Raw genomic sequence first — 22,414 nt, 5'->3', positions numbered from 1 at the left:
ACTAATATGAAATCGCCCGCGCTTCACGCCATACGGCGCGCCAGCGAGCACGGTCCACGTGAGGGGCGCAACGCCACGGCACCCCCGCCCTTCCCGGGGCGAGCGGAACCCAACGCCGGAGGCCCCGTCCGGAGATTGCCACGGCCCCTGGCGGGGCCTCGCAATAACAGGAAACAACCCGCGGGGCCCCGCAAGGGCGAAAGACAACTGGCGTGGCCTCGCGATGACGGGACGCAACCAGCACCGTCATCGCGAGGCGCGCAGCGCCGTGGCGATCTCCGGGGGCGGCCCCGGCGGAGCCGATCGTCAGTCGGGTTCGGCGCCGGCCTGAGCGGTGGGCAGCTCGGCGAAGTGCTGGCGCGCGCGCGCCACCAGGTCCCCCGGCAACCCTTCCTTCTCCGCGATGGTCAGGCCGAAGGACACCCCCGGCTCGCCGATCAGCAGGCGATAGGTGGGCGACAGGGTATCCGGGTCGAACTGCATGGAGGCATTGAGGATGCCCGACTGCTGCGCCGCATAGTCCTTCAGCGGCGCCAGGTGGGTATTGACGATCCCGCGGGTGCCGCGCGCGCGCAGCTCGTCCAGCATCGCCATCGCCAGCGCCGCGCCCTCGTCCGGGTCGGTCCCGGTCCCCAGCTCGTCGAGCAGGATCAGGCTCTCCGGGCCCGCGTTGTCCAGGATGCGCTTGAGCACCGCCACGTGCCCGGCGAACGTCGACAGGTGGTGCAGCAGGCTCTGGTTGTCGCCCACGTCCACCATCACCTGGTCGAAACGGCCGATGCGGCAGTCCTGCTCGGCGGGGATGTGCAGCCCGCACCAGGCCATGGTCACCAGCAGGCCGAGAGTCTTCAGCGCGACCGTCTTGCCACCGGTGTTGGGGCCTGTGATCAGCAGCAGCGGCTGCTCGTCGTCCAGACGGATGGACAGCGGCACCGGCTGCGGCCCGTTGCCCTCGGCGAACTGCAGCAGCAACAGCGGATGATAGGCCTCGTCCAGCTCCACCCCGGGGCGGTCTTCCAGGACCGGCGCATGGGCGTTCATCTGCGCGGAGAGCTGCGCGGCGGCCGAGGCCAGGTCGATCCAGGTCAGCGCCGTCAGCATCAGATCCAGCGGCTCGCCGTATTCGCGCACGGTGTCGGTCAGCTCGCGCAGCAGCCGCTGCTGCTCGTTGTTGATCTGGCCGTTCACGGTGTCCAGCTGGTTGTTCAGCGGCACCGCCTCGATCGGCTCGATGATGTGATCGCGCCCGCCCATCGCAGTGCCCCGGCGCACGCCCTTGACCGCGCCGGCGGCATCCCCGCGCAGCACCATCACCGCACGCTCCTGATGCCACTGGACCTTCAGCGCTTCCTCGCCCGACTGCGCCAGGTCCGACTGGGTCAGGCGCTTGTGCACCACCGTCTCGACCTCGCCGCGCAGCCGGTTGCGCTCGCCGAAGGCCTGCACCAGCGATTCGCTGGCGTCCTCGCGCAAGGCCCCGCCGGGGTTCAGGCAGGCAGACAGGCGCTGCTCCAGCGCCTCCGGCGGGTACAGCTTGTTCAGGTCCGCGGGGTAGATCTCCGGGGTATCCGCCAGCTGATCGGCCAGCTCGCGCGCATGGCGCATGATGGTCTGCAGGTTGTGCAGCGCCTGCACCGGCAGCGCGGAACCCGGGTTGCCGGCCTGGCGCAGCGCCGCACGCACATCCGGCAGCTGCCCCAGGCGCGGCAGCGTGCCCGCGTCCAGACGCTGGCGGGCCACCGTCACCGCCTTCTGCAGCGCGCGCGCCGCCTCCAGGTTGGGGGCGGGTTCCAGCCCGCGCGCGGCATCGGCGCCGTAGGGCGTGGCGGTCAGGCGTTCCAGCAGGCGCTGGATCGCGGGAAATTCGAGGGCCTTCAGATCAACCTGCATGGGCTTGGACCTTGTGGATGTCGTTTCTTCACGGCGTTTGTTCGAACCCCCGTCATTGCGAGGTTCTTCACCCCCCCGTCATTGCGAGGAGCGCAGCGACGAAGCAATCTCCTCGAGCTTGCAGAGCGCGTGCAATCGAGACTCCGGTGGTTCCGGATGGAGATTGCTTCGTCGCCTGCGGCTCCTCGCAATGACGGGGGGCGCCATGACGGGGGCCGGATGGTTCGCAATGACGCCGGGTGGATGGTTCGCCATCACGGGAGATGGCGGTCCGGTGCTAATCCTCCTCGGCCTTCTTGAACATGCCGAGGTAGGCCTTCTTGTCCAGCATCGGCTCGCGCATCACCGCCAGCATGTCGTCCAGGTGTTCCGGCGTGCTCATGCCCACCAGCGAGGTCCCCAGACCCGGCGTCGAGCGATTGAACTGCATCGCGCGCTGCGCCGGATTGGCCAGCCCCGCCAGCTCCTTCTCCACCACTTCCACCGACTGCTGCGCCAGGTGGCCCTTGAGCATGGTGTGCGAGGCCATCATGTAGATCTCCAGCTGATGCGCCGCCTGCAGCGGGCTGGCCACGTTGCCCTGCCCGGTGGCCGTATTGAAGCGCGTGAAGCCTTCCAGCATCACCTGATTGAACGGCAGCATCGCCAGCTTGAAATGATCGCGCGCGAAATCGTCGCCGGTCACGGTCTGCGCCGCTCGCTGAGCCAGCCCCTGGATCGAGGTCAGCGACTGGAACACCGCGGCGTCGGTCTCCTCGCGAAAGCCCTCGAAGGTCGAGATCCCGTAGGCGCGGATCTTCTTGTCGCGCACCGCACGCTCCAGCATCTCGAACACCGGCTCCAGCTTCCAGTTGGTGCGTTCCTTGCCGATCTCGTGGATGTGCACCTCCGGCTGGTCGATGATGAACGCATCCAGGGTCTCCACACCCATCAGCGAGCGCGACAGCTCCATCTGGTAGTGGATATATTCCGGCGTCAGCAGATGCGCGCCCTTGGCCAGGTCCTCCTTCGTGCCCATGCCCGGGGCCTCGATCTCGCGCTGGAACCAGGCGTCCATGTCGTCCGGCTGACCGCCGCGCAGGGTCAGGAAGCCCCCCTTGGAGATCAGGAACATCGCCTCGCGCGGGACCCCGGCCTCCAGCGCCGTGCGCACGCCCGCGCCCACGGCCGCCAGCGAGCGGCCATAGCGGTAATGCGCGGAGGTGTCCACCACGTTGATGCCCTCGGCCAGCCCGCGGGCCACGATCGCGGAGATGGCCGCGTCCACCTCGGCGGTGGCCGCCCCGCCAAAGGTGCCGATGCCCAGACTGGACAGGCGCATCCGCGCGCGCGAGAACTCGCTGTAATGGCCCTCGGCCGCGCGCCCGTCGGCGAGGAACGACTCGGCGTACTTGCGCGTCGCCTTGGCGTTGGCGTAGCCGGGAATCAGTTTCTGCGAAGCTTCCATATTCCTCTCTCGAACCGCCGCAACTGGGGCAACCGCCGGATCCTGGTCTTCCGGCGCATCGCATCGGGAATGCGAATCCTAGGGAAACACCGCTCGATGTGCACGTTTCCCTCGACAGACGGAGGGTGCCCGACCTGCGTCCCCCCGATCGTTTGCGGCCAGCCCCGGAATGCTGCGAAGCTGGCGGCTCCATCGTGCCGCCCGGAATACCGCCCGAGATGACCGCCCCCGAAGACCCCGAACACGCCCCGCAGACGGGCGTCGAACCGCAAGACGAAGCCGGCTTCGAGGCCCTGGAACGCGGCGACTTTGCCGAAGCCCACCGAATCTGGAGTGAACGCGCCGACGGACCGCATGCCGGCGCCCATCTTGGCCTGGGCGTGCTGTACGCCAGCGGCCTGGGCGTCGAATCGGACGTGCAGCGGGCCCGCGAGCACTGGAAACGCGCAGCCGAGCTGGGCCTGCCGGATGCCTGCTTCAACCTCGGCCTGCTGGCCGAACAGGGGGTCGCCGAGGGTGATCCCGCGGAGGAGGCCGAGACCTGGTATCGCCGCGCGGCGCAGGCCGGTCACGCGAACGCCCAGTACAACCTGGGCGTTCTGCGCTTCGCCAGCGAAGTCACCCCGGAAGCCGCCGCGGAGGCCGTCGCCTGGTGGGAGAAAGCGGCCGAACAGGGCGATCCCGATGCCCTGAACAGTCTGGGGGTGGCGTACGAAACCGGCCGCGGCTGCGATGCCGACCCCGCCGAAGCCGGCCGGCTGTACGCACGTGCCGCCGGCGCCGGTCATGCCGGGGCGGCCTGCAACCTCGCCCGGCTGCTGGAACAGGGCCACGGCGTGATCGCCGATCTGGCCGAGGCCGTGCGCTGGTACCGCCAGGCCGCGGAGGACGGCGACAGCGAGGCCGCCGCCCGCCTCGGCAACCTGTACCGCGACGGCAAGGGCGTGGAATGCGATCCGGCGCAGGCGGCACACTGGTATCGCGTCGCCGCCGATACCGGCCATCCCGCGGCGCGTACCAACCTGGGCGTGCTGCTGGACCGCGGTCACGGGATCGCCCGGGACCAGCGCGAGGCCGCTCACTGGTACCGGCTGGCGGCCCGCCAGGGGCAGATGCAGGCGCAGTACAACCTGGGCATCTTTCTGGCCGAAGGCCATGGCGTGGAACAGGATCTGGTCGAGGCCTGGGTTTGGTTCTCGCGCGCGGCCGACCAGGGACACCCCTCGGCCGCCGACGCCCGCGACTATGTCCATCAGCACCTGTCACTGGAGCAGCAGCAGGATGCCCTGGCCCGCAAGTCGCGCGAGTAACCGCCATCGGCCGCCGGAGCGGCGTTTCCCCGGACCCGGCCTCATCCGACCCGCCCCCCTTCAGTCGCGCAGCAGATAACGCTCCGTGAACAGGTCACCGAAGGCCAGCAGGCTCACCGCCACCACGGTCGCCACCAGCCATGCCCCGTCACCGCTGCCCAGCGCCCCGCCCACCGTCAGACTGAGCACCAGCACCACGGGGATCATCACCGACCGCGCCAGCAGCACCGCCGGGGCATTCTCGGTATCGATGCGGCCGGTCAGCCGGATCAGGGCGGTCGCCAGCACCAGCAACAGGGCCCCGACCCCCATTTCCTGCAGTCCCTCCCACAGGCCGATGAACATGAAGACGAATGCGCCCTGGATGCCCGACATGATCAGCGCCGGCTTGATCAGCCGGAACATCGCCTCGGCCCGGGGCAGATCGGTGAGCCGAACGCGGGGTCGCCCGTCGGATGGGCTCGCGGCCGGGTCGCCGATCCACAACACTTTCACCGCACCGCCACGGCCCGAATCACGCCAGTCCGGTCGGCGTCCCTCCGGCGGCAGGCGCCACAACGCCCGGACCCCGAGCGCCAGTACCGCCAGGGTCTCCAGCCACACCACCAGCAGCACCGCCCCGAACGGGACCCACCCCGCCAGCGCCGCGATCAGCAGCAACCCCAGCCCGAACAGCGGCCCCCAGTGAGCCAGCCGCGCTTCCGCCGCACCTCCGCCCGGAATCTCCATTCCCGCCCTTCCCTGTCCGTTTCCCACCATCCCTGCCGGCGCACTCCGCAGGGTCCGGGACGATCATAATGGAAGCCCGGCACCGCATGGAAAACCGACCCGCCCCGGTTACAACAACCAGTCGCGGTAGGCCCCGGTCGACAACACCTGACGCACCATCTCGGTCGCGTTGTGGACCTCCAGTTTCTCCAGCACCCGGGCACGGTGGATCTCCACCGTGCGCACGCTCAACCCCAGTTCCGCGGCGATCACCTTGTTCAGCCGCCCCAGCAGCATCTGCTCCATCACCTCCCGCTCGCGCGGGGTGAGCCGCTCCAGCAGACGTTCGATCGCCCGGCGCCCCTGCTCCTCCCGGCGCTGCGCGCGGTCGTGCTCCAGCGCGCCGTGGATGCGGTCCAGCAGCACCTCCTCGTCGAAAGGCTTTTCCAGGAAATCGAAGGCACCGGCATTCACCGCGCGCACCGCCATCGGGATGTCGGCGTGGCCGGAGATGAACAGGATCGGCATGCGCACCTCGCGCACGCCCAGCGCCGCCTGCAGTTCCAGCCCGTTCATCCCCGGCAGGCGCACGTCCAGCACCAGACAGCCGGGATGGGCAGGACCGATGCGATCGAGGAGCTCCTGCGCGGAGGCACAGGTCACCACCGGCAACCCGGCCGTGCGCAGCAGCAGATGCAGCGAGTCGCGCACGTCGCGATCATCATCGACCACGTAGACCTTTTCGTCAGGCGTAACCATCCCCGGCCTCCCCCGGCCCGGCGGGATCCGCCCCGCACGGCAGACAGACCCGGAACCGGGCACCCGCGCCGGGCGCATTGTCCGCCACGATGGTCCCGCCATGGCCTTCCACGATGGATCGGGTGATCGCCAGGCCCAGACCGGTGCCCCCGTCACGGTGGCTGACCAGCGGCTGGAACAGATCCTCGACCGCCCCCGGGGGCAGACCGGGGCCCGTGTCCGTGATCACCAGCTCCACGGCCCCGTGATCGGCCGGGCCCAGGGCCACCCGCACCCGGGGCTCGCCCCCCTCGGCGGCGGCTGCGGCGATGCCGTTCTGCACCAGATTGATGACCACCTGCTGGAGTTCCACCGCGTCCATCCACAGCGGCGGCAGACGTGTCCCGGGCCCGTCCAGACGCAGCTCGACGCCCTGGCGGACCGCCTCCGGCTGCAGCAGCGCCAGCGCCTCGCGCACTGCCGCCGCGGCGTCCACCGGCCCGCCGGCGGCGGGCTCGCGGGCCAGCATGGACCGCGTGCGGCGCACGATGGAGGCCGCGCGGTCCGCACCCTCGGCGATGCGATCCAGCGTCGGCGCGACTTCGTCCGCGGGTGCCCCCTGCTGCATCTGGCGCCGGGCGGCACGGGCATAGCTGGACAGGGCGCACAGCGGCTGATTGAGCTCATGTGCCAGGGAGCCGGCCAGCGTCCCCGCGGCATTCAGCCGGCCGGCCCGGTTCAGGGCATGCAGATGCTCGCGCGCCCGCGCCTCCGCGGCGATCCGTTCCTGACGCACCGCCGCGATCACCAGCGCGGTCAACGCCAGCAGCGCCAGCTGGGCATGCAGGCTGAGCAGGTCATACGGCAGACCGGCCCCCGCGAACGGCCCCTTGCCCGCCGCAGTACACATCAGTGCCACCATTGCGGCCGCGGCGACCGCGGCCGCGGCCACATGCACCCGATGACGCAGGGCCGTGGCGATCACTACCGGGAACACCGCGTAGGACAGCGGCATGGCCACGACGTCCGGGAGCCCCGCACCGTAGATGCCGAAGGCCAGTACCGGCGCCAGCACCACCCATCCGGCCGCCTCGCCGTCGCGGGCTCGCCAGCGCCCCGCGGACAGCACCCGTGGCCACGCCAGCAACAGCGGCGTGAACAGCACCACCCCCATCAGATCGGCCGCCCAGCAGAGCCCCAGCACCTCCGGGAAACCGGTATCCAGTCCGGTGATCGCCAGGGTGCCCGCCATCGCACTGACCCCGGCACTCACACCGGCACCCACGCCCAGGAACACCATCACGTCGCGCAGCTGAGAGAAATCCGCCCGGAAGCGGCAGCGCATCAGCAGCCAGGCCCCGATCGCCGCCCCGCCCGCCTGACCGGCGGCCATCAGCAGCGCACCGGCCAGCTCCGCCCCCATCACCAGCTGCACCGCCACCGCCACGACCACCAGCGGCACCAGCAACGAGTAGCCGTAGCGGTACACGAACGCCAGCCCCACACCGGTCGCCGGCCAGACCAGCGGCAGCGGCGGCTCCTCCAGGGCGAACAGGGATCCGGCCCACCAGGCAAGCAACAGGTAGATCCCCACCAGCGCCACATGGGGCGCCCACACCCGCGCCGAACCGTGCCGGCCGGCCGGTTGCTCCTGCTGCGCCGATGCCTCCACTCGCTCCATGACCGTTCGCCTCATCCCCGTTCCCCGAAGGTAGCGCATTTCGTGCCGAACCGAATGCGGGAAATCCCGTACGGGTTTCTCCCGATATCTATCCGCTGTCACGAGCCCTACCCTCAAAGAAAGGCAACCATCCTGAAGGACATCCCATGGTCACCGCATCCTTCCCCGATCTCGCCGGACAACGGGTCCTCGTCACAGGAGGCGGCAGCGGCATCGGTGCCGCGATCGCCCGGGCCATGGCTGGCGCGGGCGCGTGGGTGGCCATCAGCGACCTGGGGGCCGGGGAACACTGCGACGCCACCCGTGATGCCATCCAGGAAGGCGGAGGCGAAGCGATGACCCTGCAGGCCGATGTCAGTGACGAGGCGCAGGTACAAGCGCTGTTCCGGCAGGTGGTCGACACCTGGGGCGGCCTCGACACCCTGGTGAACAACGCCGGTATTCAACAGGACGCCACGTTCTCCGAGATGACACTCGCCCAGTGGCAGAAGGTGCTGGACGTCAACCTCACCGGCCAGTTCCTCTGCGCCCGGGAAGCCATCCGCACCTTTCGGCAACAGGGCACTGCCTCCCGGGGCTCCCGCGCCAAAGGGTGCATCGTCTGCATGTCTTCGGTACACGACACCATTCCGTGGGCCGGACATACCAACTACGCCGTCTCCAAGGCCGGCGTGCTCATGCTGGTGCGCAGCCTCGCCCAGGAGATGGCCCACCTCGGCATTCGCGTCAACGGCGTGTCGCCCGGCGCGATCCGCACCGCCATCAACCGCGAGGCCTGGTCCGATCCGGAGGCCGAGGCGACGCTGCGCACCCTGATCCCCTATGACCGGGTCGGCGATCCCGACGACGTGGCAGCGGCCGTGCTCTGGCTGTCGTCCGACGCCTCCGACTACGTCAACGGCACCACCCTCTACGTGGACGGCGGCATGTCGCTCTACCCCGGCTTCCGGGACAACGGCTGATGGTTTCCCGCGATTCGCCCGGATCCCGGCGCATCATCGGGAGTAAACGGTGATGCGACCCGCAGCGGACATCCGCCTGGGTCGCGCAATCTGCGGCGACCTGGCACAGGCCGAGCGTCGTGAATGGTGGCTGGGCAACGGTCGCGGCGCCTACGCCGCCGGCACCGTGGCGGCGACCCTCACGCGGCGCTACCACGGCCTGCTGATCGCCCCGGTCGAACCACCCCTGGGGCGCCGGCTGCTGGCAACCCGCGCCGAAGCCACCCTGCTCGTCGACGGTGACGCGATCCCGCTGTTCACCAATCGCTGGGCGGACGGTGCCGTGGATCCCGAGGGCCACCGGTGGCTGGAGTCGTTCCACCTGGATGGACGCATGCCGGTCTGGCGCTACGCCCTCGGCAGCCTCGTCCTCGAGTGCCGGATCTGGCTCATGCCCGGCGAGGACACCGCGCGGATGGCCTGGCGGGCGGATCCCGGCCCCGGCCGGGAGAAGACGCCCCTGCAGCTGCGGGTGGCGCTGCTGGTCAACGACCGCGACCACCACCAAAGCACGCCGTCCGATGCGCCGGAGCCCGCCGTGCACGCCGCCGGCGGCGAACTGCGCGTCGAACATCCGGGGCACACCTGGATGGGGGCCGTGGCCGATGGCGTGTGGCAGACCGTAACGCCGCAGTGGATCGAGGCCTTCGACCTGCCGCTCGAGCGGGAACGGGGGCTGCCCGACCGGGACCGTCACCTGCACGTGGCCAGCGTGGTGCTGCCCCTGGAGCCCGGGCGGTGGACAGGCCTGGGCGTCGCGCGGGAGGCCGTGCCCGAGGCCGACACCGGCGGCGCCCTGGACGCCTTCCGCGCCGCCGACGACGGAGAAGTGGCTCACTGGCCGCGGGCGGCCCCCGAGATCGTGACCGCTCCCGCATGGATCCGGCGGCTCGCCCTCGCCACCCGGGACTACCGCTTCGCCCGCCCGCTGCCCGACGGCAGCGAAGGGGCCTCGGTGATTGCCGGCTACCCCTGGTTCGGCGACTGGGGGCGCGACACCCTGATCGCCCTGCCCGGCCTGACCCTGGCCACCGGGCATCCCGACGAGGCGCGGCGCATCCTGGAAACCTTCGGCTGTTTCCTGGATCGCGGCATGCTGCCCAACGTGTTCCCGGGCGCCGGCGACAGACCGGAATACAACACCGCCGATGCGGCCCTGTGGTATGTGCATGCTTGGTGGTGTTACTGGCGCGAGACCGGCGACTTCCGCGCCGTCGCCCGGGCCCTGCCGGGGCTCGCGTCCATCATCGACCATTACACCGCCGGCACCCGGTTCGGCATCGGCGTCGATCCCGCCGATGGCCTGCTGCGTGCCGGCGAGCCCGGCATCCAGCTCACCTGGATGGACGCCAGGATCGGCGACCGCGTAATCACCCCGCGCACGGGCAAACCGGTGGAACTCAATGCCCTTTGGCACAACGCCCTGGCCGCCATGGCCGAGCTCGCCGAGGCCGCCGGACAGGAGGGCGAGGACTACCAGCATCACGCCGGGAACGTCGCGGGCGCCTTCGTGCGTTTCGACCGGCCCCGTGGCGGCCTGCTGGATGTCGTCGACGGCCCGAACGGGGACGAGCCGGCGGTGCGGCCCAATCAGATCCTGGCGGTCAGCCTGCCGTTCTCCCCGCTGGACCCTCGCGCGCAGGCGCGGGTCGTGGCGGAAACCGGGCGTCACCTCCTGACCTCCAGCGGCCTGCGTTCCCTGGCCCCCTGCGAAGCCGGTTATCGCGGGCGCTATCGCGGCGGGGTCGAGGAACGTGACGGTGCCTACCATCAGGGCCCCGTCTGGGGGTGGCTGCTGGGCCCCTGGGCGCTGGCCGAGTACCGGATCACCGGCGATGCCGATGCAGCCCGCGCCCGGCTGCTTCCCGTCGGCGACCACCTGACCGACGCCGGACTGGGCCACGTCAGCGAAATCTTCGATGGCGATCCGCCCCATACACCCCGGGGCGCCCCGGCGCAGGCCTGGTCGGCCGCGTGCGTGCTGGAGGCATGGTGGCGTCTCGAGCGTGTGACATCGGGCCGCGCCCCGGGCCCGTACCAGTCCCCGGTACCGAACCACGAAGGAGGGTGACATGGACCACGACCATCGACATGACGCCGAACGACAGCGACTGGAACAGCAGCGCCATGGCGAAATCGACTGGCGCCGCTGGGGGCCCTACCTCGCCGAGCGCGCCTGGGGCACGGTGCGCGAGGACTACAGCGCCAAGGGCGAGGCCTGGGAATACTTCGACCATGACCAGGCCCGTTCACGGGCCTGTCGCTGGAGCGAGGACGGGCTGGGCGGGATCTGTGACCAGGAGCAGCGCCTGTGCCTGGCGCTCGCCCTGTGGAACGGAGTCGACCCCATCCTCAAGGAACGCGCCTTCGGCCTGACCGGCAATCAGGGCAACCGGGGCGAGGACGTCAAGGAACGCTATTTCTACCTGGACGCCACGCCCAGCCACAGCCTTCTGCGGTACCTCTACCGTTACCCGCAGGGCGAGTATCCCTATGCCGAGCTGGTGGCGGAGAACCGGCGCCGCGGCCGCAGCGACCCGCCCTTCAACCTGCGGGACCACCCGGTGTGGGAGGCCGGCTACTGGGATGTGGTCATCACCTGGGCCCGGGCGGCGCCCGGAGCCATCCACTGCCGCATCCGCGCCCACAACCGCGGGAATGCCCCGGCCACGCTCCACCTGCTGCCCACGATGTGGTTGCGCAATACCTGGGCCTGGGGTGACGACGATGTCGTGCAGCCGCGCCTCACGACGACCGGAGCGCCCGCGGGCGCGAACTGGGCCGTCCGGGTGACGGCGCCCGCCCCGGGGCACTGCTATCTGTACGGGGCCGGGGACGCCGCCCTCCTGTTCACCGAGAACGAGACCCATCAGGAGCGGCTGTTCGGCGTACCGAGCGCCTCCCGTTACGTGAAGGATGCCTTCCACCGGCGGGTAGTGAACGGCGAGACGAGCGCCGTCAACCCGGTCCCGGAAGGCACCAAATGCGCCGCCTGGTACGCCGCCGAGACACCTCCCGGCGAGGCCTTTCACGTGGATCTGGTGCTCTCGGAGGAAGCGCTGGACACCCCCTTTGCCGACCACGAAGCCGTCCTCGCGGCGCGCACGGCCGAGGCGGATGCGTTCTACGCCGATCTGCTGCCGGACGCCGGCACGGCGGATGCCGCAACCCTGCGTCAGGCGCTGGCGGGCATGATCTGGAATCAGCAGTTCTACCACCACGAGGTACGGCGATGGCTGAACGGGGACCAGCTGCCGCCTCCGTCCGAACGCCGGGCTGGCCGCAACCGGCACTGGCGCCACCTGCGGGCCCGCGACATCCTCTCCATGCCGGACACCTGGGAATACCCCTGGTTCGCCGCCTGGGATCTGGCCTTCCATGTCCCCCAACTGGCCCTGCTGGACCCGGAACTGGCCAAAGGTCAGGTGGAAACGCTGCTGTCGGAGCGCTACCTGCACCCCAACGGCCAGATCCCCGCGTACGAATGGGCCTTCGAGGACGTGAACCCGCCGGTCCATGCCATGGCGGCGCTGGAGGCCTTCCGCGCCGAGCGTGCCCGGCACGGGGCCGGCGATACCGCCTTCCTGCAGCGGGTCTTCCAGAAGCTGCTGCTCAACTACGCCTGGTGGATCAACCGCAAGGACACCGAGGGTCACAATCTGTTCGAGGGCGGATTCCTCGGTCTGGACAACATCTCGGTCTACGATCGCTCCCGATCCCTGCCTCCGGGCTACACCCTCAAGCAGGCCGACGCTACCGGCTGGATGGCCATGTTCGCCCTCAACATGACGGTGATGGCCCTGGAGCTGTGCCGCAGCGACCGCAGCTACGACGACATGGCCGTACAGAGCTTCGAACAGTTCCTCGCCATCGCCGAGGCCATCGCCGGCAGCGAGGAGTCCGGCCACGCCGGTCTGTGGGATGAGGCATCGGGGTTTTTCAAGGATGTGGTGGTGACCCCCGAGGGTACCGGCCACCCGATCGACGTCTACTCGTGGGTGGGCCTGATCCCGCTGTTCGCGGCCGAACTGGTGGGCCCGGAGCTTTTGAGCTGCGCGCCACGTTTCCGCCGGGCCCTGCACGAGCACCAGGGCGGTGCCTACCGGGGCAGCGTGGTCTGCGCATGTCCGGACGCGGAGAACGAACACGGCGAACACCTGCTGGCGCTGGTGGATGCCCGCCGACTGGCGGCGGTCCTGCGCCGCCTGCTGGACGAAGACCAGTTCCTCGCCCCGCACGGAATCCGCAGCGTAAGCCGCATCCACGCCGACTACACCGACCTGGGCGAGATCCCCGGCATCGGCCACACCACTATCGAGTACATCCCGGGGGAGAGCACCTCCGACCTGTTCGGCGGCAACTCCAACTGGCGCGGGCCGATCTGGCTCCCCACCAACTACGCGCTGGTGCAGGCACTGCGCAGGTTCCACCGTTTTCTGGGCGACGGCTTCCGCATCCCGGCCCCCTGCCTGGACGGCGCGGAAGTCACCCTGGCCGAGGCCGCCGACCTCATTGGCGAACGCCTCACCGGTCTCTACCGGCCCGACGCCTCCGGCACCGCTCCGGCACTGGCCGGCGACGGCCCCCTGTGCGGTCCCGAAGGCGAACCCCTGCTGCAGTTCTACGAGTACTTCCACGGCGAGGACGGCCGCGGGCTGGGCGCGGCGCACCAGACCGGCTGGACCGGGCTGCTGGCGAAACTGCTGGCCGATTCGCACCGGCCACCGACGTTGTAGGGGAAAACCCCGATTCGCCGCGGTCGGCGGGGGCCTATGTTCAGGACAAGGCGTTCATGTGAACGCCGACCGCACAAAAAACAGGAGGAGAACCGCCATGCCTGCTTCCACTCTGAACCGTCGCAACTTCCTGCGTCTGGGCGGGGCCGGCGCCGCCGGCCTGGCCCTGGGCGCCGCCTTTCCCGGTCTCGCCCTGCAGGGCCTGGCCGGCACCGCACGCGCCGCAACCACATCCAGCCGGGCCATCGTCGGGGACGTGATCGACTACAGCATTCGCCCGGGCGACTGGCCCGGCGCCTTCGGCCACGTGACCATGCGTCTGCACCAGGCCGTGCACGCCTCCGGCCACGCCTGGTTCATCCGCACCGACGCCTCCGATCCCGAGTTTGCCGAGCGCGAGGGGCTGGTCCACGTGCCACTGCTGAACACCGCCCAGGGGCGCGGCAGGGCCAACGAGCTGTTCCTGCGCGGGGACGGCGTGCCACCGGTGATCCGCTCCGTGCCGCCGGCCGACGACTATTCGCCGCTGATGGAGATCAAGCGGGTACGGGCGGCCGGTCGCGAAGGCGAATCCGACCCGGCGAGTCTGGACAGCGCCGAAGCCATCCGCTCGGCGGAGGAGGCCGGCGCCGTGACGGTGGAGTCCACCGGGGTGTTCGTGAACTATCCGCTGATGGCCTGGCCGGAAGGCAGTCTGACGGTGGACGACGACAAGCAGGAATATCTCGGCGGCGGCCAGTTGCTGGAGCCGCTGGATACCGGCTCCGGCCGCGTCACCCTGAAGCTCCACGAGGCCTTCCCCGGCAGCTACTACCTGGTCACCGACGCGTCCCTCGGAGGGCCGGCCGAGATGATGAGCGTTCCGGTCTCGGCACCGCTGGACGATCTGGTCGACGTGGGCGGCACCGACAAGGTGTGGGTCTTCACCAACGGCATCGAGGGCTCCGGCGTGATGGGCCACCAGCCCGCGGTGTTCGGCAACCCGGCGGGACACCCGGCATGGAGCCCGTTCTGGGACCACTTCGCCCTGACCTGGGAGGATCCCTCGCAGGCGCACCTGCTGACCTCCGCGGCCGACATCCGCGCCGCGCTGGAGGCGGACGAGCTGGTGTCCCACGACGGGACGCCGAACAGCCCGCGCGGCTTCGTGGTCAACTGCCCGGTCCCGGTAACCGGCGACAATCAGACCGGCTGACCGCCACGCGCCGTCCCCCGGCCCTCGGCGCCCCTGGCGCCGGGGGCCTTCCCCTGCTGTCCATCGACAAGGAGCCATCATGAAACGCAACCTTCCGGCCACGACCCTGCTGTCCGTCCTGCTGGCCCTGGCGGCCACGCCCGCAGCGGCCGGCGATGTACCCGGCCTGATCATCAAGACCAGCCCGCACTCGCCGGCAGAGACCCTGGACCGTCTGGAACACGCGCTGGAGGCCAACGACATCGGCATCGCCCTGCGCTGGGACCACGCGGCGAAGGCCGAGGGCGTGGACATCCCGCTGCGGGACACGGAACTGCTGCTGTTCGGCAACCCGGCGGCGGGCTCGCATTTCTTTACCAGTGCACAGAGCGCCGGCATCGACCTGCCCATGAAGGCCCTGGCGTGGGAGGACGCCGACGGCCGGGTGCGACTGGGCTACAACGACCCCGGCCACATCGCCGAGCGCCACGGCATCGACGACCGCGACAAGGTCATCGGCAACATGCAGCGGGCACTGGACAACCTCACCGACGCCGCCATCGCCCCCGACTGATCCCCGGCGCCGGACGCCGCCGTCACCCGGCCCGCCAGCGGGCCTCCAGCTCGCCGGCGGGAACCGGGTGGCCGTAATGAAAGCCCTGGATGCTGCGGCAGCCCAGCTCCCCCAGCGCCGCCACCTGCCCGGCTTCTTCGGCCCCTTCGGCCAGCACCCGCAGGCCGAGGCCGGCGCCCAGGGCGACCACCGCACTGCAAACGGCCCGGTCATGCGGGTCGTCCGGCAGGTCGCGGACGAAGGCGCGGTCGATCTTGATCTTGTCCACCGGCAGGGTCTTCAGGTAGGCCAGCGAGGAATACCCGGTGCCGAAGTCGTCCACTGCGATCCCCACGCCCAGCTCGCGCAGGCGGCCGAGGATCGTCCCCATGCGCTCCACGTCCGCCATCATCGCGCTCTCGGTCACTTCGAGTTCCAGGGCACCGCCCGGCACGCCGTGGGTCTCCAGCAGCCCCGCCACCCGTTCCACCAGGCCGTCGTCGGCCAGCTGCAGCGGCGATACGTTCACCGCCACCGTGACCGCCTCCCAGCCCGCCGCGCGCCAGCGTGCCACCTGGCCCACCGCCTGCTCCAGCACGCGATCGCCCAGCGCGCCGATCAGGCCGCCGGCCTCGGCCACCGGGATGAAATCTCCCGGCGACACCCGCCCCTCCCGGGGATGATGCCAGCGCACCAGCGCCTCGGCCCCGGTCGCGCGTCCGGTCACGCTGTCCACCTGCACCTGATAGAAGGCCTCGAACTGATCCTCCGCCAGCGCGGTGCGCAGTTCGCGCAGGCGCCGGTTGTGGTGCTCCACTGCCGCGTTCATTTCCGCCGAAAAGAAGCGCACCCGGGCGCCGCCTTCCCGCTTGGCCCCGGCCATGGCGAGATCCGCGTTGCGGATCAGCGTGGCCGCCTCCTCGCCCGCCGCCGGATAGCTGGCAATACCGGCGTGCGCGCCGCTCTCCAGCGGTCGCCCGTTCACCTCGTAGGGCTGCGCCAGCGCCCCCGCCAGCCGCTCGGCCAGACACGAAAGCTCGCCCGGGTCGTCGAATGCGGGCACGACCACCCCGAACACGTCGCCGCCCACCCGCGCCACGGTATGGTCGGCCGGGACCTCGGCCTGCAGCCGCTGCGCGGCCACCGCCAGCACGGCGTCCCCGGCGCGGCGGCCGGCCATGCCATTGATGTGCTGGAACCCGCTCATCCCGAGAAATACCACGGCGGCCCGATGAGCGTGCAGCCGCGCCTGCTGCAGGACCTGCTGCAGACGGTCCTGGAACACCGGCAGGTTGGCCAGACCGGTGGTCTCGTCCTGCGTCTGGCGCTGCAGCAGCGCATCCTCGTAGGTCTTGCGCTCGGTGATGTCTGTGCCGTAGAGGTTCACGTAGCCGGCATCGGTAACCGGCACCACATGGATCTGGAACCAGCGCTCGCCCAGCCGCACCTCCAGGGTGCGATATTCGCCGTCGTCCAGTGCCGCCGCCGCGGTATCACGCCAGTGTTCCGGGAGACCGTCCCCCTGCTGGATGCCCCATTCGGCCAGCAGCTCGGCGCTGGCCGGATTGGCGTACTGCAGGACCCCGGCCCGATCCGCGCGCAGCACCGGAAACACGTTTTCGTCCGGGAACCGGGCCATGCTGCGGATTTCCTCTTCCGCCCAGCGTCCCAGCGCAGCCTCGCGCTCGGCCAGCCGCTCCAGGGTTTCGGCGGAACGCTGCTGCAATACGTCGAACGCCGTGCCCAGCCGGGCCAGCTCATCCCCGCCCTGCATCCCGGAGCGATAGCGCAGGGGATGCTCGGGATCTCCCGCCGCACCCTGCATGGCCCGGCGCAGCCGCTGGATCGGGAGCAGAACCAGGCGATCCATCAGCATCAGCATCGCGGCCGCCGCCATCAGGGCCAGCAGCACCGCACCCGCGATGACCGGCAGACCGGCCGCCCCGTCGCCCGGCATCGTCGGGATACCGGGCTCCACCCGGTACAGCAACCCCAGCAACAGGGCCTGGAGCAGCAGAACCCCCAGCAGCACCACGGCACTGACCCGACGCCCCAGACGCCCCCCGAAACAACGTTGCAGACTACCCATGGTCTTTCCCTCCGTCGGCGGGCCCGAGCAAACGCACCAGTTCTTCGCCGGCGCTGCTGTTGGACGCCGATCCCTCGATGGCACGCCGGGTATCCGCCTGTACCTGTTCCAGCCGGGATACCAGCTCGTCCAGTTCCTCCGCCTGCTGCGATGCCCGGGCCGCGGCATCGTCCGAGGTGGCCGCGGCCCGCCCGATGGTATCGGCAATGGATTCCACCTCGCCGGCCGCCTCCTCGCTGCGCGCGCGAAGATCGTCCATGCCGTTCGCCAGTGTCTCGATCCGGCCGGTGATCCGTTCAACCGCCCCGGACAGCTCGTCCACCAGCGAGGCCACCTCGTCCGCGGAGCGCCCCGCGCTGTCCGCCAGACCATTGACCTCCTCGGCGACGACCGCAAACCCCCGCCCCTGTTCGCCGGCGCGCGAGGCCTCGATGCGGGCATTCAGGGCCAGCAGATTGGTCTGGCCGGCGATGTCGCGGATATCGCCCGCCATGCGGTGGATCTCGGAAAAACGCTGCTTGAAGGTGCGAACCTCCCCGGCCAGGGAGCGACCTTCGTCGGCCCCCTCGTTCATGCCCTCGCGGGTCGCGCCGATTTCCCCGCGCACCTCCCCGGCCTGGCGGTCGGCCTCCTTGAGTTCGAGACAGCTCTGCTGCGCCGCCGACTCGGTCTGCCGCGCCTCGTCCACGGCCTGGCGAGTGCGTTCCAGCACCCGGTCGACATCCGCCAGACGCTGTTCGGAGGCCTGATTGACCTGACCGGCATTGTCACGCACGCGGGCCGCGAGCGCGGCCAGACGCTGCGGATCGCACGACGCAGCGCCGTCTGCAGGGGCCTCGGGCACCGGCTCGGCGGATGCCGGTTCGGCATACCGGGCGTGGCACCGGAACTGGGCCGCCGTCGCACTGACCGTGGCCACCAGGAACGGCACGACCAGGGTAAGCGCGGCCTTCAGCCAGTCGACCGGCGCGGCCCCCACCAGCGCCTCCCACTGATTCACGACGATGAGCACCGGGCCCACCACCATCGCCACCTTGAACGCCCGCAGCGGGATGCCGTGGCTGCCGGCCGTTTGCAGAAATCCCTGCGCCGTCATCGTTGTCCCCTCTCCCAACGCTCGTTTCCTGCGAAACTAGACCGCAGTAGAAACCCTGACATCGGGGTAATCACCTATCCCTCGCGGCCCCGGACCGGCACGCAGGCCGCCCGGAAGGGCTTGATCGGCCCGTCGCTGTGTGGACACTTCGCCCGCATGAGCGAGGAGATGCCCATCGACGCCCTGCGCGGGGACTTTGCCGCGGCGCTGGCCGCCGGTCCGGTGGTGGTGTCGGCGGCAACCGGCTCGGGCAAGTCGACGCGCCTGCCGGTGTGGGCGCGGGACCAGGGGCGCGTGCTGGTGGTGGAACCCCGCCGAGTGGCGGCCACCAGCCTGGCGCACTGGGTGGCCGGTCTGCTCGGCGGAAAGCCGGGGCGCGAAGCGGGCTTCGCGGTGCGCGGCGAGGTGCGCTGCGACCGCGACACGCAGATCGTGTTCGCCACACCCGGGATGGCCCTGCAATGGCTGGCGCACAACGGCCTCGCGGATTTCGCGGTGGTGGTCCTCGACGAGTTCCACGAACGCCGCTGGGATACCGACCTGCTCTACGCCCTGCTGACCGAGGCCGGACGCCACCGCCTGGTGATCACCTCGGCCACCATCGACGGCGCGCGCCTCGCCCGCGATCTCGGCGGCACCCACCTCGAGAGCCCCGGCCGTTCCTGGCCGGTCGCGCTGGAACACCTCGCCGCAGAGCCGCAGGCGATGCCCCATGCGAAGGACCTGGCCACGCGCGTGGCCGAAGGCGTACGCACCGCACTGGCGCGTACCGACGGCGATATCCTCGCCTTTCTGCCCGGGCGCGGCGAGATCGCCGCCGCGGCGCGGGCCCTGAAGGACGAGCCGGTGGCCTGCATCGAGCTGCACGCCGGCGCCAGCGCCGAGGCGCAGCGCCATGCCCTGCAGCCGGGCCAGGAACGCCGGGTGATCCTCGCCACCAACGTCGCCGAGAGCTCGGTGACCGTGCCCGGGGTCACCGCCGTGGTCGACAGCGGTCTGGAGCGCCGTACCGGACGGCGCAACGGCCGCACCGTGCTCGCGCTGCAGGCGATCGCCGCCGACAGCGCGGAGCAGCGCCGCGGGCGCGCGGGCCGCACCGCACCGGGGCTGTGCCTGCGGCTGTGGGGGCGCAATGCCCCGCTGGCTGCGAACACCCCGCCGGAGCTGCAGCGCGAGGACCTCACCGAACCGGTACTGGCGGCCGCCTGCTGCGACCGCCCGGCGCGCGAACTCGCATTCCCCGATCCCCCGCGCGAGGAGGCCCTGGAACGCGCCGAAGACCGGCTGCGGGCGATGCACGCGATCGACGCGGATGGCCGCGCGACCGAGCACGGGCAGCGCCTGTTCGCCCTGCCGGTGGACACCGCGCTGGCCCATCTGGTGCTGGCCATGCCGGATGCGGCCACGGCCGCGTTCATGGCCGATCTCGCCGGCGCCCTCGGCCGCCGCCGGGCGGTCGCGGTGCCGCCCAACGACGAACGCGAGCGGCAGGAGGCGGTCGCCGCCCTCGGGCGGGCCTGTGATGCGACGCTGCGGGTCGCCGCGGTGCGCGGCCACGCCCCCGAGGGGGTCCATATACGCCGGGAGGAACGCCGCGAGGCGCTCCATCTGGCCCGTCAGGTGCGCGAGCTGGCCGGCCTGCCCGCCCGGGAATCACAGCAGGAACCGCAGCAGGAGCCGGAGTCCGAATCTCTCGCGGCCACCGCGCCGCGGGCGCTGACCGCCGCGGTCGCCGCCGCTCCCGAGCTGGCCTTCGTCCGCCGCGAGCGCCGCCGCTTCGCGCTGGGCAACGGCGGCGAGGAGGCGGAAATCGGTCGCGATTCGCTACTGGCCGAGGATGCCGAGGCGGCCGTGGTGTTCGACAGCCACAGCCTGCCCGGCAAGGGCACCCGCGACACCCGCACCATCGCCACGGTGCTCGCGCCGCTGGAGCCCGATGCCCTGATCGACGCGGGGGTGGCCACGCCGGCCATCGCCGATCCCGAATGGTCCGCCGACGGACTGGTGGTCCGCCGCGACTGGTGGCATGCCGGGCGCGTACTGCACAGCGACCGCACCCGCCCCGCAGGCGCCGCGGCACGCGAGGCACTGGCCGCGCTGATCCTGGAGGACCAGCTGCTCGCCCCCGCCGGCTCGCGCCTGCGCGACGACCTGGACGCCTGGGCGCTGTATCTCGCACTGGGCTTCGAGCAGGGCGAGGTCCCGGACGCCCGCGACTGGCTGGCCCGCCGCCTGCAGACCCTGGGCGTGGAATCGGACGAGGACGTGGCCCTGCTGGAACCGGAGGATCTGGTGTTCGAGGGCGTACCCGAGTGGGAACGCGAACGGTTCGATCGCCGCTATCCGCGCGAGGTGCGGCTCTCGGGCCTGCACATGCGCATCCATTACAACGTCGCCCGCCGTACCGTCACCGCAGAGAAAATCGACGGCAACCGGCGCGACGACCCGAAGCGCTGGGAACTGCCCGCCTGGCAGGGCTGGCACGTTCGCTTCCAGCGCGCCAGCCGCGTGGTCGACGTCCGTTAGCCCCTGGCTGGCCGCGAGATCACGTAGCGGTTGCGCCCGGCCGCCTTGGCCCGGTACATCGCCTGATCCGCCTCGCGCAGCAGCTGTTCCGGGCCCGGTTCGGGGTCGTGTCCGTAGAATGCGATCCCCAGGCTGGCGCTGATCCGGAACACGTTTTCGCCGTCCTCCACGGGCGCCGCGGCGGCCGCCAGCAGGCGTTCCAGCAACGGGACGGTGGCTCCCGGGTCCACGTCCTCAAGGACCGCGACGAATTCGTCGCCCCCCAGCCGGGCGAAGGTATCGCCCTCGCGCAGGCAGGCCCGCATGCGTTCGGCGACCACCCGCAGCAGACGGTCCCCGGCGTCGTGACCATAGCCGTCGTTGACCGCCTTGAAACCGTCGAGGTCGAGGAACACCACCGCCAGCTGGGTTCCCCGGCGCCGGGCCCGGACCATGGCCTGGTGCAGGCGATCGAGCAGCAGGACCCGGTTGGGCAGCGCGGTCAGGGCATCGTAATGGGCACCGTGCTCGAACTCGCGCAGCAGATCCTTCTGCCAGGTGATGTCGGTGGAGATGCCCAGCAGGCTGTCGGGAAGAGTGCGGGACGAGTCCGTGTAGACCGGGGTCTTGACCTCCCAGCAGACCCGGTGGCCACCGTCCTCCTCGAGCGCCTCGATCTCCTCGCGGCTGTCCTCGCCGGCGAGCACCCGGCTGTCCACCTCGTGCAGACGGGCGACCGTGGCCGGCGGGAAGAAATCCTCGTCGCCGCGTCCGTAGAGCTCGTCCGCCGTGCAACCGAACACCCGCAGGGTCTCGCGGTTGCCATAGGTATAGCGACGCTGCCGGTCCTTCACATAGACCGCGACCGGCACACGGTCCAGGGCCTCGTGCAGCACCTGGATGTGGTGCAGGGAACGGTGCAGCTCCTGTTCCGCGGCCCGACGCGCGGTGATGTCGTAGTAACAAAAGCCGACATAGCCCCGGAACTCGCCGTGCGGGTCATGGCGCGGCCCGCCCTCGTCGAGGATCCAGCGATACTCGCCGTCGGCGCGGCGCAGGCGGTATTCCAGGGTAAAGGTCCGGCGCGCGGCGACGGCGGTTCGGTAGCTCTGCATGCAGGCGGCGCGGTCGTCGGGGTGGACCCCCTCCAGCCAGCCGTCGCCCTGCTCCTGCGCCAGACTGCGGCCGGTGAAACGCAGCCAGGGCTCGTTGACATATTCCACGCCCCCGTCGGCCCCGGAGACCCAGATCAGGACCTGACCGGCGTCCGTCAGCTGACGGTAGTACTCCCGGCACTCCTCCAGCTCGCGGATACGCTCTGCCGCGTCCCGGAGCACCCGTCGCCAGGCGACCGGGATCGGCTCCTCGGGGAGATCGGTAAAGGGAAGCGCCGCACGCAGCTGCGACTCGAATTCGTCGTCCATCCGGGGCACCTGATCCATGCCCGCCTGTGCGGGGCCATTGTTCGAGCTTATACCATGACGGG

The 22,414-nt window shown here is 70.7% G+C and carries 15 protein-coding genes; 7 read left to right on the top strand and 8 right to left on the bottom strand.

Annotation, left to right across the window (positions count from 1 at the left end; genetic code table 11):
* Nucleotides 1-306: 306 nt before the first annotated feature.
* Together F620_RS0104760 and F620_RS0104755 are read right to left on the bottom strand one after the other, a co-directional pair.
* Complete coding sequence (locus F620_RS0104760; protein ID WP_019569658.1) at nucleotides 307-1,890, bottom strand: DNA mismatch repair protein MutS; 1,584 nt, start codon at nucleotides 1,888-1,890, stop codon at nucleotides 307-309.
* A gap of 277 nt (nucleotides 1,891-2,167) precedes the next feature.
* On the bottom strand, nucleotides 2,168-3,337 hold the full coding sequence (locus F620_RS0104755) for an aldo/keto reductase (RefSeq protein ID WP_019569657.1): 1,170 nt from the start codon (nucleotides 3,335-3,337) through the stop codon (nucleotides 2,168-2,170).
* Between the two features lie 218 nt (nucleotides 3,338-3,555).
* Here F620_RS0104755 and F620_RS0104750 point away from each other — a divergent pair, with 218 nt between their 5' ends.
* Complete coding sequence (locus F620_RS0104750) at nucleotides 3,556-4,647, top strand: SEL1-like repeat protein (protein ID WP_019569656.1); 1,092 nt, start codon at nucleotides 3,556-3,558, stop codon at nucleotides 4,645-4,647.
* 60 nt (nucleotides 4,648-4,707) lie between these two features.
* On the opposite strand, the gene F620_RS0104745 is transcribed toward F620_RS0104750, so the two are convergent.
* The 3 genes from F620_RS0104745 to F620_RS14210 all read right to left on the bottom strand — a co-directional run bounded on the left by F620_RS0104745 (nucleotide 4,708) and on the right by F620_RS14210 (nucleotide 7,789).
* Nucleotides 4,708-5,376: a hypothetical protein gene (locus F620_RS0104745; RefSeq protein WP_019569655.1), complete on the bottom strand. Its 669-nt coding sequence runs from the start codon at nucleotides 5,374-5,376 to the stop codon at nucleotides 4,708-4,710.
* A 108-nt stretch (nucleotides 5,377-5,484) separates the two neighbouring features.
* Nucleotides 5,485-6,114: a response regulator transcription factor gene (locus F620_RS0104740; RefSeq protein WP_019569654.1), complete on the bottom strand. Its 630-nt coding sequence runs from the start codon at nucleotides 6,112-6,114 to the stop codon at nucleotides 5,485-5,487.
* Nucleotides 6,101-7,789, bottom strand: coding sequence for an ATP-binding protein (locus F620_RS14210; protein WP_196802035.1), 1,689 nt, complete (start codon nucleotides 7,787-7,789; stop codon nucleotides 6,101-6,103). The genes F620_RS0104740 and F620_RS14210 overlap by 14 nt, the downstream gene beginning before the upstream one ends.
* 131 nt (nucleotides 7,790-7,920) lie before the next feature.
* Between F620_RS14210 and F620_RS0104730 the strand changes: the two genes are divergently transcribed.
* From F620_RS0104730 to F620_RS0104710, 5 genes are all read left to right on the top strand, one after another.
* Nucleotides 7,921-8,736: a glucose 1-dehydrogenase gene (locus F620_RS0104730; protein WP_019569652.1), complete on the top strand. Its 816-nt coding sequence runs from the start codon at nucleotides 7,921-7,923 to the stop codon at nucleotides 8,734-8,736.
* Between the two features lie 52 nt (nucleotides 8,737-8,788).
* On the top strand, nucleotides 8,789-10,846 hold the full coding sequence (locus F620_RS0104725) for an amylo-alpha-1,6-glucosidase (RefSeq protein WP_019569651.1): 2,058 nt from the start codon (nucleotides 8,789-8,791) through the stop codon (nucleotides 10,844-10,846).
* 1 nt (nucleotide 10,847) lies between these two features.
* Nucleotides 10,848-13,511, top strand: coding sequence for a hypothetical protein (locus F620_RS0104720; RefSeq protein ID WP_019569650.1), 2,664 nt, complete (start codon nucleotides 10,848-10,850; stop codon nucleotides 13,509-13,511).
* Between the two features lie 97 nt (nucleotides 13,512-13,608).
* Nucleotides 13,609-14,706, top strand: coding sequence for a hypothetical protein (locus tag F620_RS0104715; RefSeq protein ID WP_019569649.1), 1,098 nt, complete (start codon nucleotides 13,609-13,611; stop codon nucleotides 14,704-14,706).
* 79 nt (nucleotides 14,707-14,785) lie between these two features.
* A complete protein-coding gene (locus F620_RS0104710) occupies nucleotides 14,786-15,259 on the top strand; it encodes a DUF302 domain-containing protein (RefSeq protein ID WP_019569648.1) in 474 nt (157 codons plus the stop codon).
* A 22-nt stretch (nucleotides 15,260-15,281) separates the two neighbouring features.
* Here the strand turns inward: F620_RS0104710 and F620_RS14205 are convergent, their stop codons facing one another.
* Entirely contained in the window at nucleotides 15,282-17,327 is a 2,046-nt protein-coding gene (locus F620_RS14205) for a bifunctional diguanylate cyclase/phosphodiesterase (protein WP_019569647.1), read from the bottom strand.
* Nucleotides 17,320-18,423, bottom strand: a complete 1,104-nt coding sequence (gene nrtS / locus F620_RS0104700) for a nitrate/nitrite transporter NrtS (RefSeq protein ID WP_019569646.1) — start codon at nucleotides 18,421-18,423, stop codon at nucleotides 17,320-17,322. The genes F620_RS14205 and nrtS overlap by 8 nt, the downstream gene beginning before the upstream one ends.
* A gap of 168 nt (nucleotides 18,424-18,591) precedes the next feature.
* Between nrtS and F620_RS0104695 the strand changes: the two genes are divergently transcribed.
* Nucleotides 18,592-20,949: a helicase-related protein gene (locus tag F620_RS0104695; RefSeq protein WP_026331315.1), complete on the top strand. Its 2,358-nt coding sequence runs from the start codon at nucleotides 18,592-18,594 to the stop codon at nucleotides 20,947-20,949.
* Here the strand turns inward: F620_RS0104695 and F620_RS0104690 are convergent.
* The gene (locus tag F620_RS0104690; protein WP_231373871.1) at nucleotides 20,946-22,352 is read right to left on the bottom strand and encodes a diguanylate cyclase domain-containing protein; all 1,407 of its coding nucleotides are present in this window, start codon (nucleotides 22,350-22,352) and stop codon (nucleotides 20,946-20,948) included. The two genes, F620_RS0104695 and F620_RS0104690, sit on opposite strands and share 4 nt — an antisense overlap.
* Nucleotides 22,353-22,414: the final 62 nt, after the last annotated feature.

This window comes from Thioalkalivibrio sp. ALE11, from assembly GCF_000381205.1.
Classification (GTDB): Bacteria; Pseudomonadota; Gammaproteobacteria; order Ectothiorhodospirales; family Ectothiorhodospiraceae; genus Thioalkalivibrio.
The sequence above is the reverse complement of the archived record's forward strand: the minus strand, read 5'-3'. Positions and strand labels throughout refer to the sequence as shown.

Bases quoted from the DNA above. Each gene is read 5' to 3' on its own strand.
- F620_RS0104695 (WP_026331315.1), top strand. From the start codon at position 18,592: ATGCCCATCGACGCCCTGCGCGGGGACTTTGCCGCGGCGCTGGCCGCC.
- F620_RS0104740 (WP_019569654.1), bottom strand. From the start codon at position 6,114: ATGGTTACGCCTGACGAAAAGGTCTACGTGGTCGATGATGATCGCGAC.
- F620_RS0104715 (WP_019569649.1), top strand. From the start codon at position 13,609: ATGCCTGCTTCCACTCTGAACCGTCGCAACTTCCTGCGTCTGGGCGGG.
- F620_RS0104760 (WP_019569658.1), bottom strand. From the start codon at position 1,890: ATGCAGGTTGATCTGAAGGCCCTCGAATTTCCCGCGATCCAGCGCCTG.
- F620_RS14205 (WP_019569647.1), bottom strand. From the start codon at position 17,327: ATGGGTAGTCTGCAACGTTGTTTCGGGGGGCGTCTGGGGCGTCGGGTC.
- F620_RS0104745 (WP_019569655.1), bottom strand. From the start codon at position 5,376: ATGGAGATTCCGGGCGGAGGTGCGGCGGAAGCGCGGCTGGCTCACTGG.
- nrtS (WP_019569646.1), bottom strand. From the start codon at position 18,423: ATGACGGCGCAGGGATTTCTGCAAACGGCCGGCAGCCACGGCATCCCG.
- F620_RS0104755 (WP_019569657.1), bottom strand. From the start codon at position 3,337: ATGGAAGCTTCGCAGAAACTGATTCCCGGCTACGCCAACGCCAAGGCG.
- F620_RS0104750 (WP_019569656.1), top strand. From the start codon at position 3,556: ATGACCGCCCCCGAAGACCCCGAACACGCCCCGCAGACGGGCGTCGAA.
- F620_RS0104725 (WP_019569651.1), top strand. From the start codon at position 8,789: ATGCGACCCGCAGCGGACATCCGCCTGGGTCGCGCAATCTGCGGCGAC.
- F620_RS0104710 (WP_019569648.1), top strand. From the start codon at position 14,786: ATGAAACGCAACCTTCCGGCCACGACCCTGCTGTCCGTCCTGCTGGCC.
- F620_RS14210 (WP_196802035.1), bottom strand. From the start codon at position 7,789: ATGAGGCGAACGGTCATGGAGCGAGTGGAGGCATCGGCGCAGCAGGAG.
- F620_RS0104720 (WP_019569650.1), top strand. From the start codon at position 10,848: ATGGACCACGACCATCGACATGACGCCGAACGACAGCGACTGGAACAG.
- F620_RS0104730 (WP_019569652.1), top strand. From the start codon at position 7,921: ATGGTCACCGCATCCTTCCCCGATCTCGCCGGACAACGGGTCCTCGTC.
- F620_RS0104690 (WP_231373871.1), bottom strand. From the start codon at position 22,352: ATGGACGACGAATTCGAGTCGCAGCTGCGTGCGGCGCTTCCCTTTACC.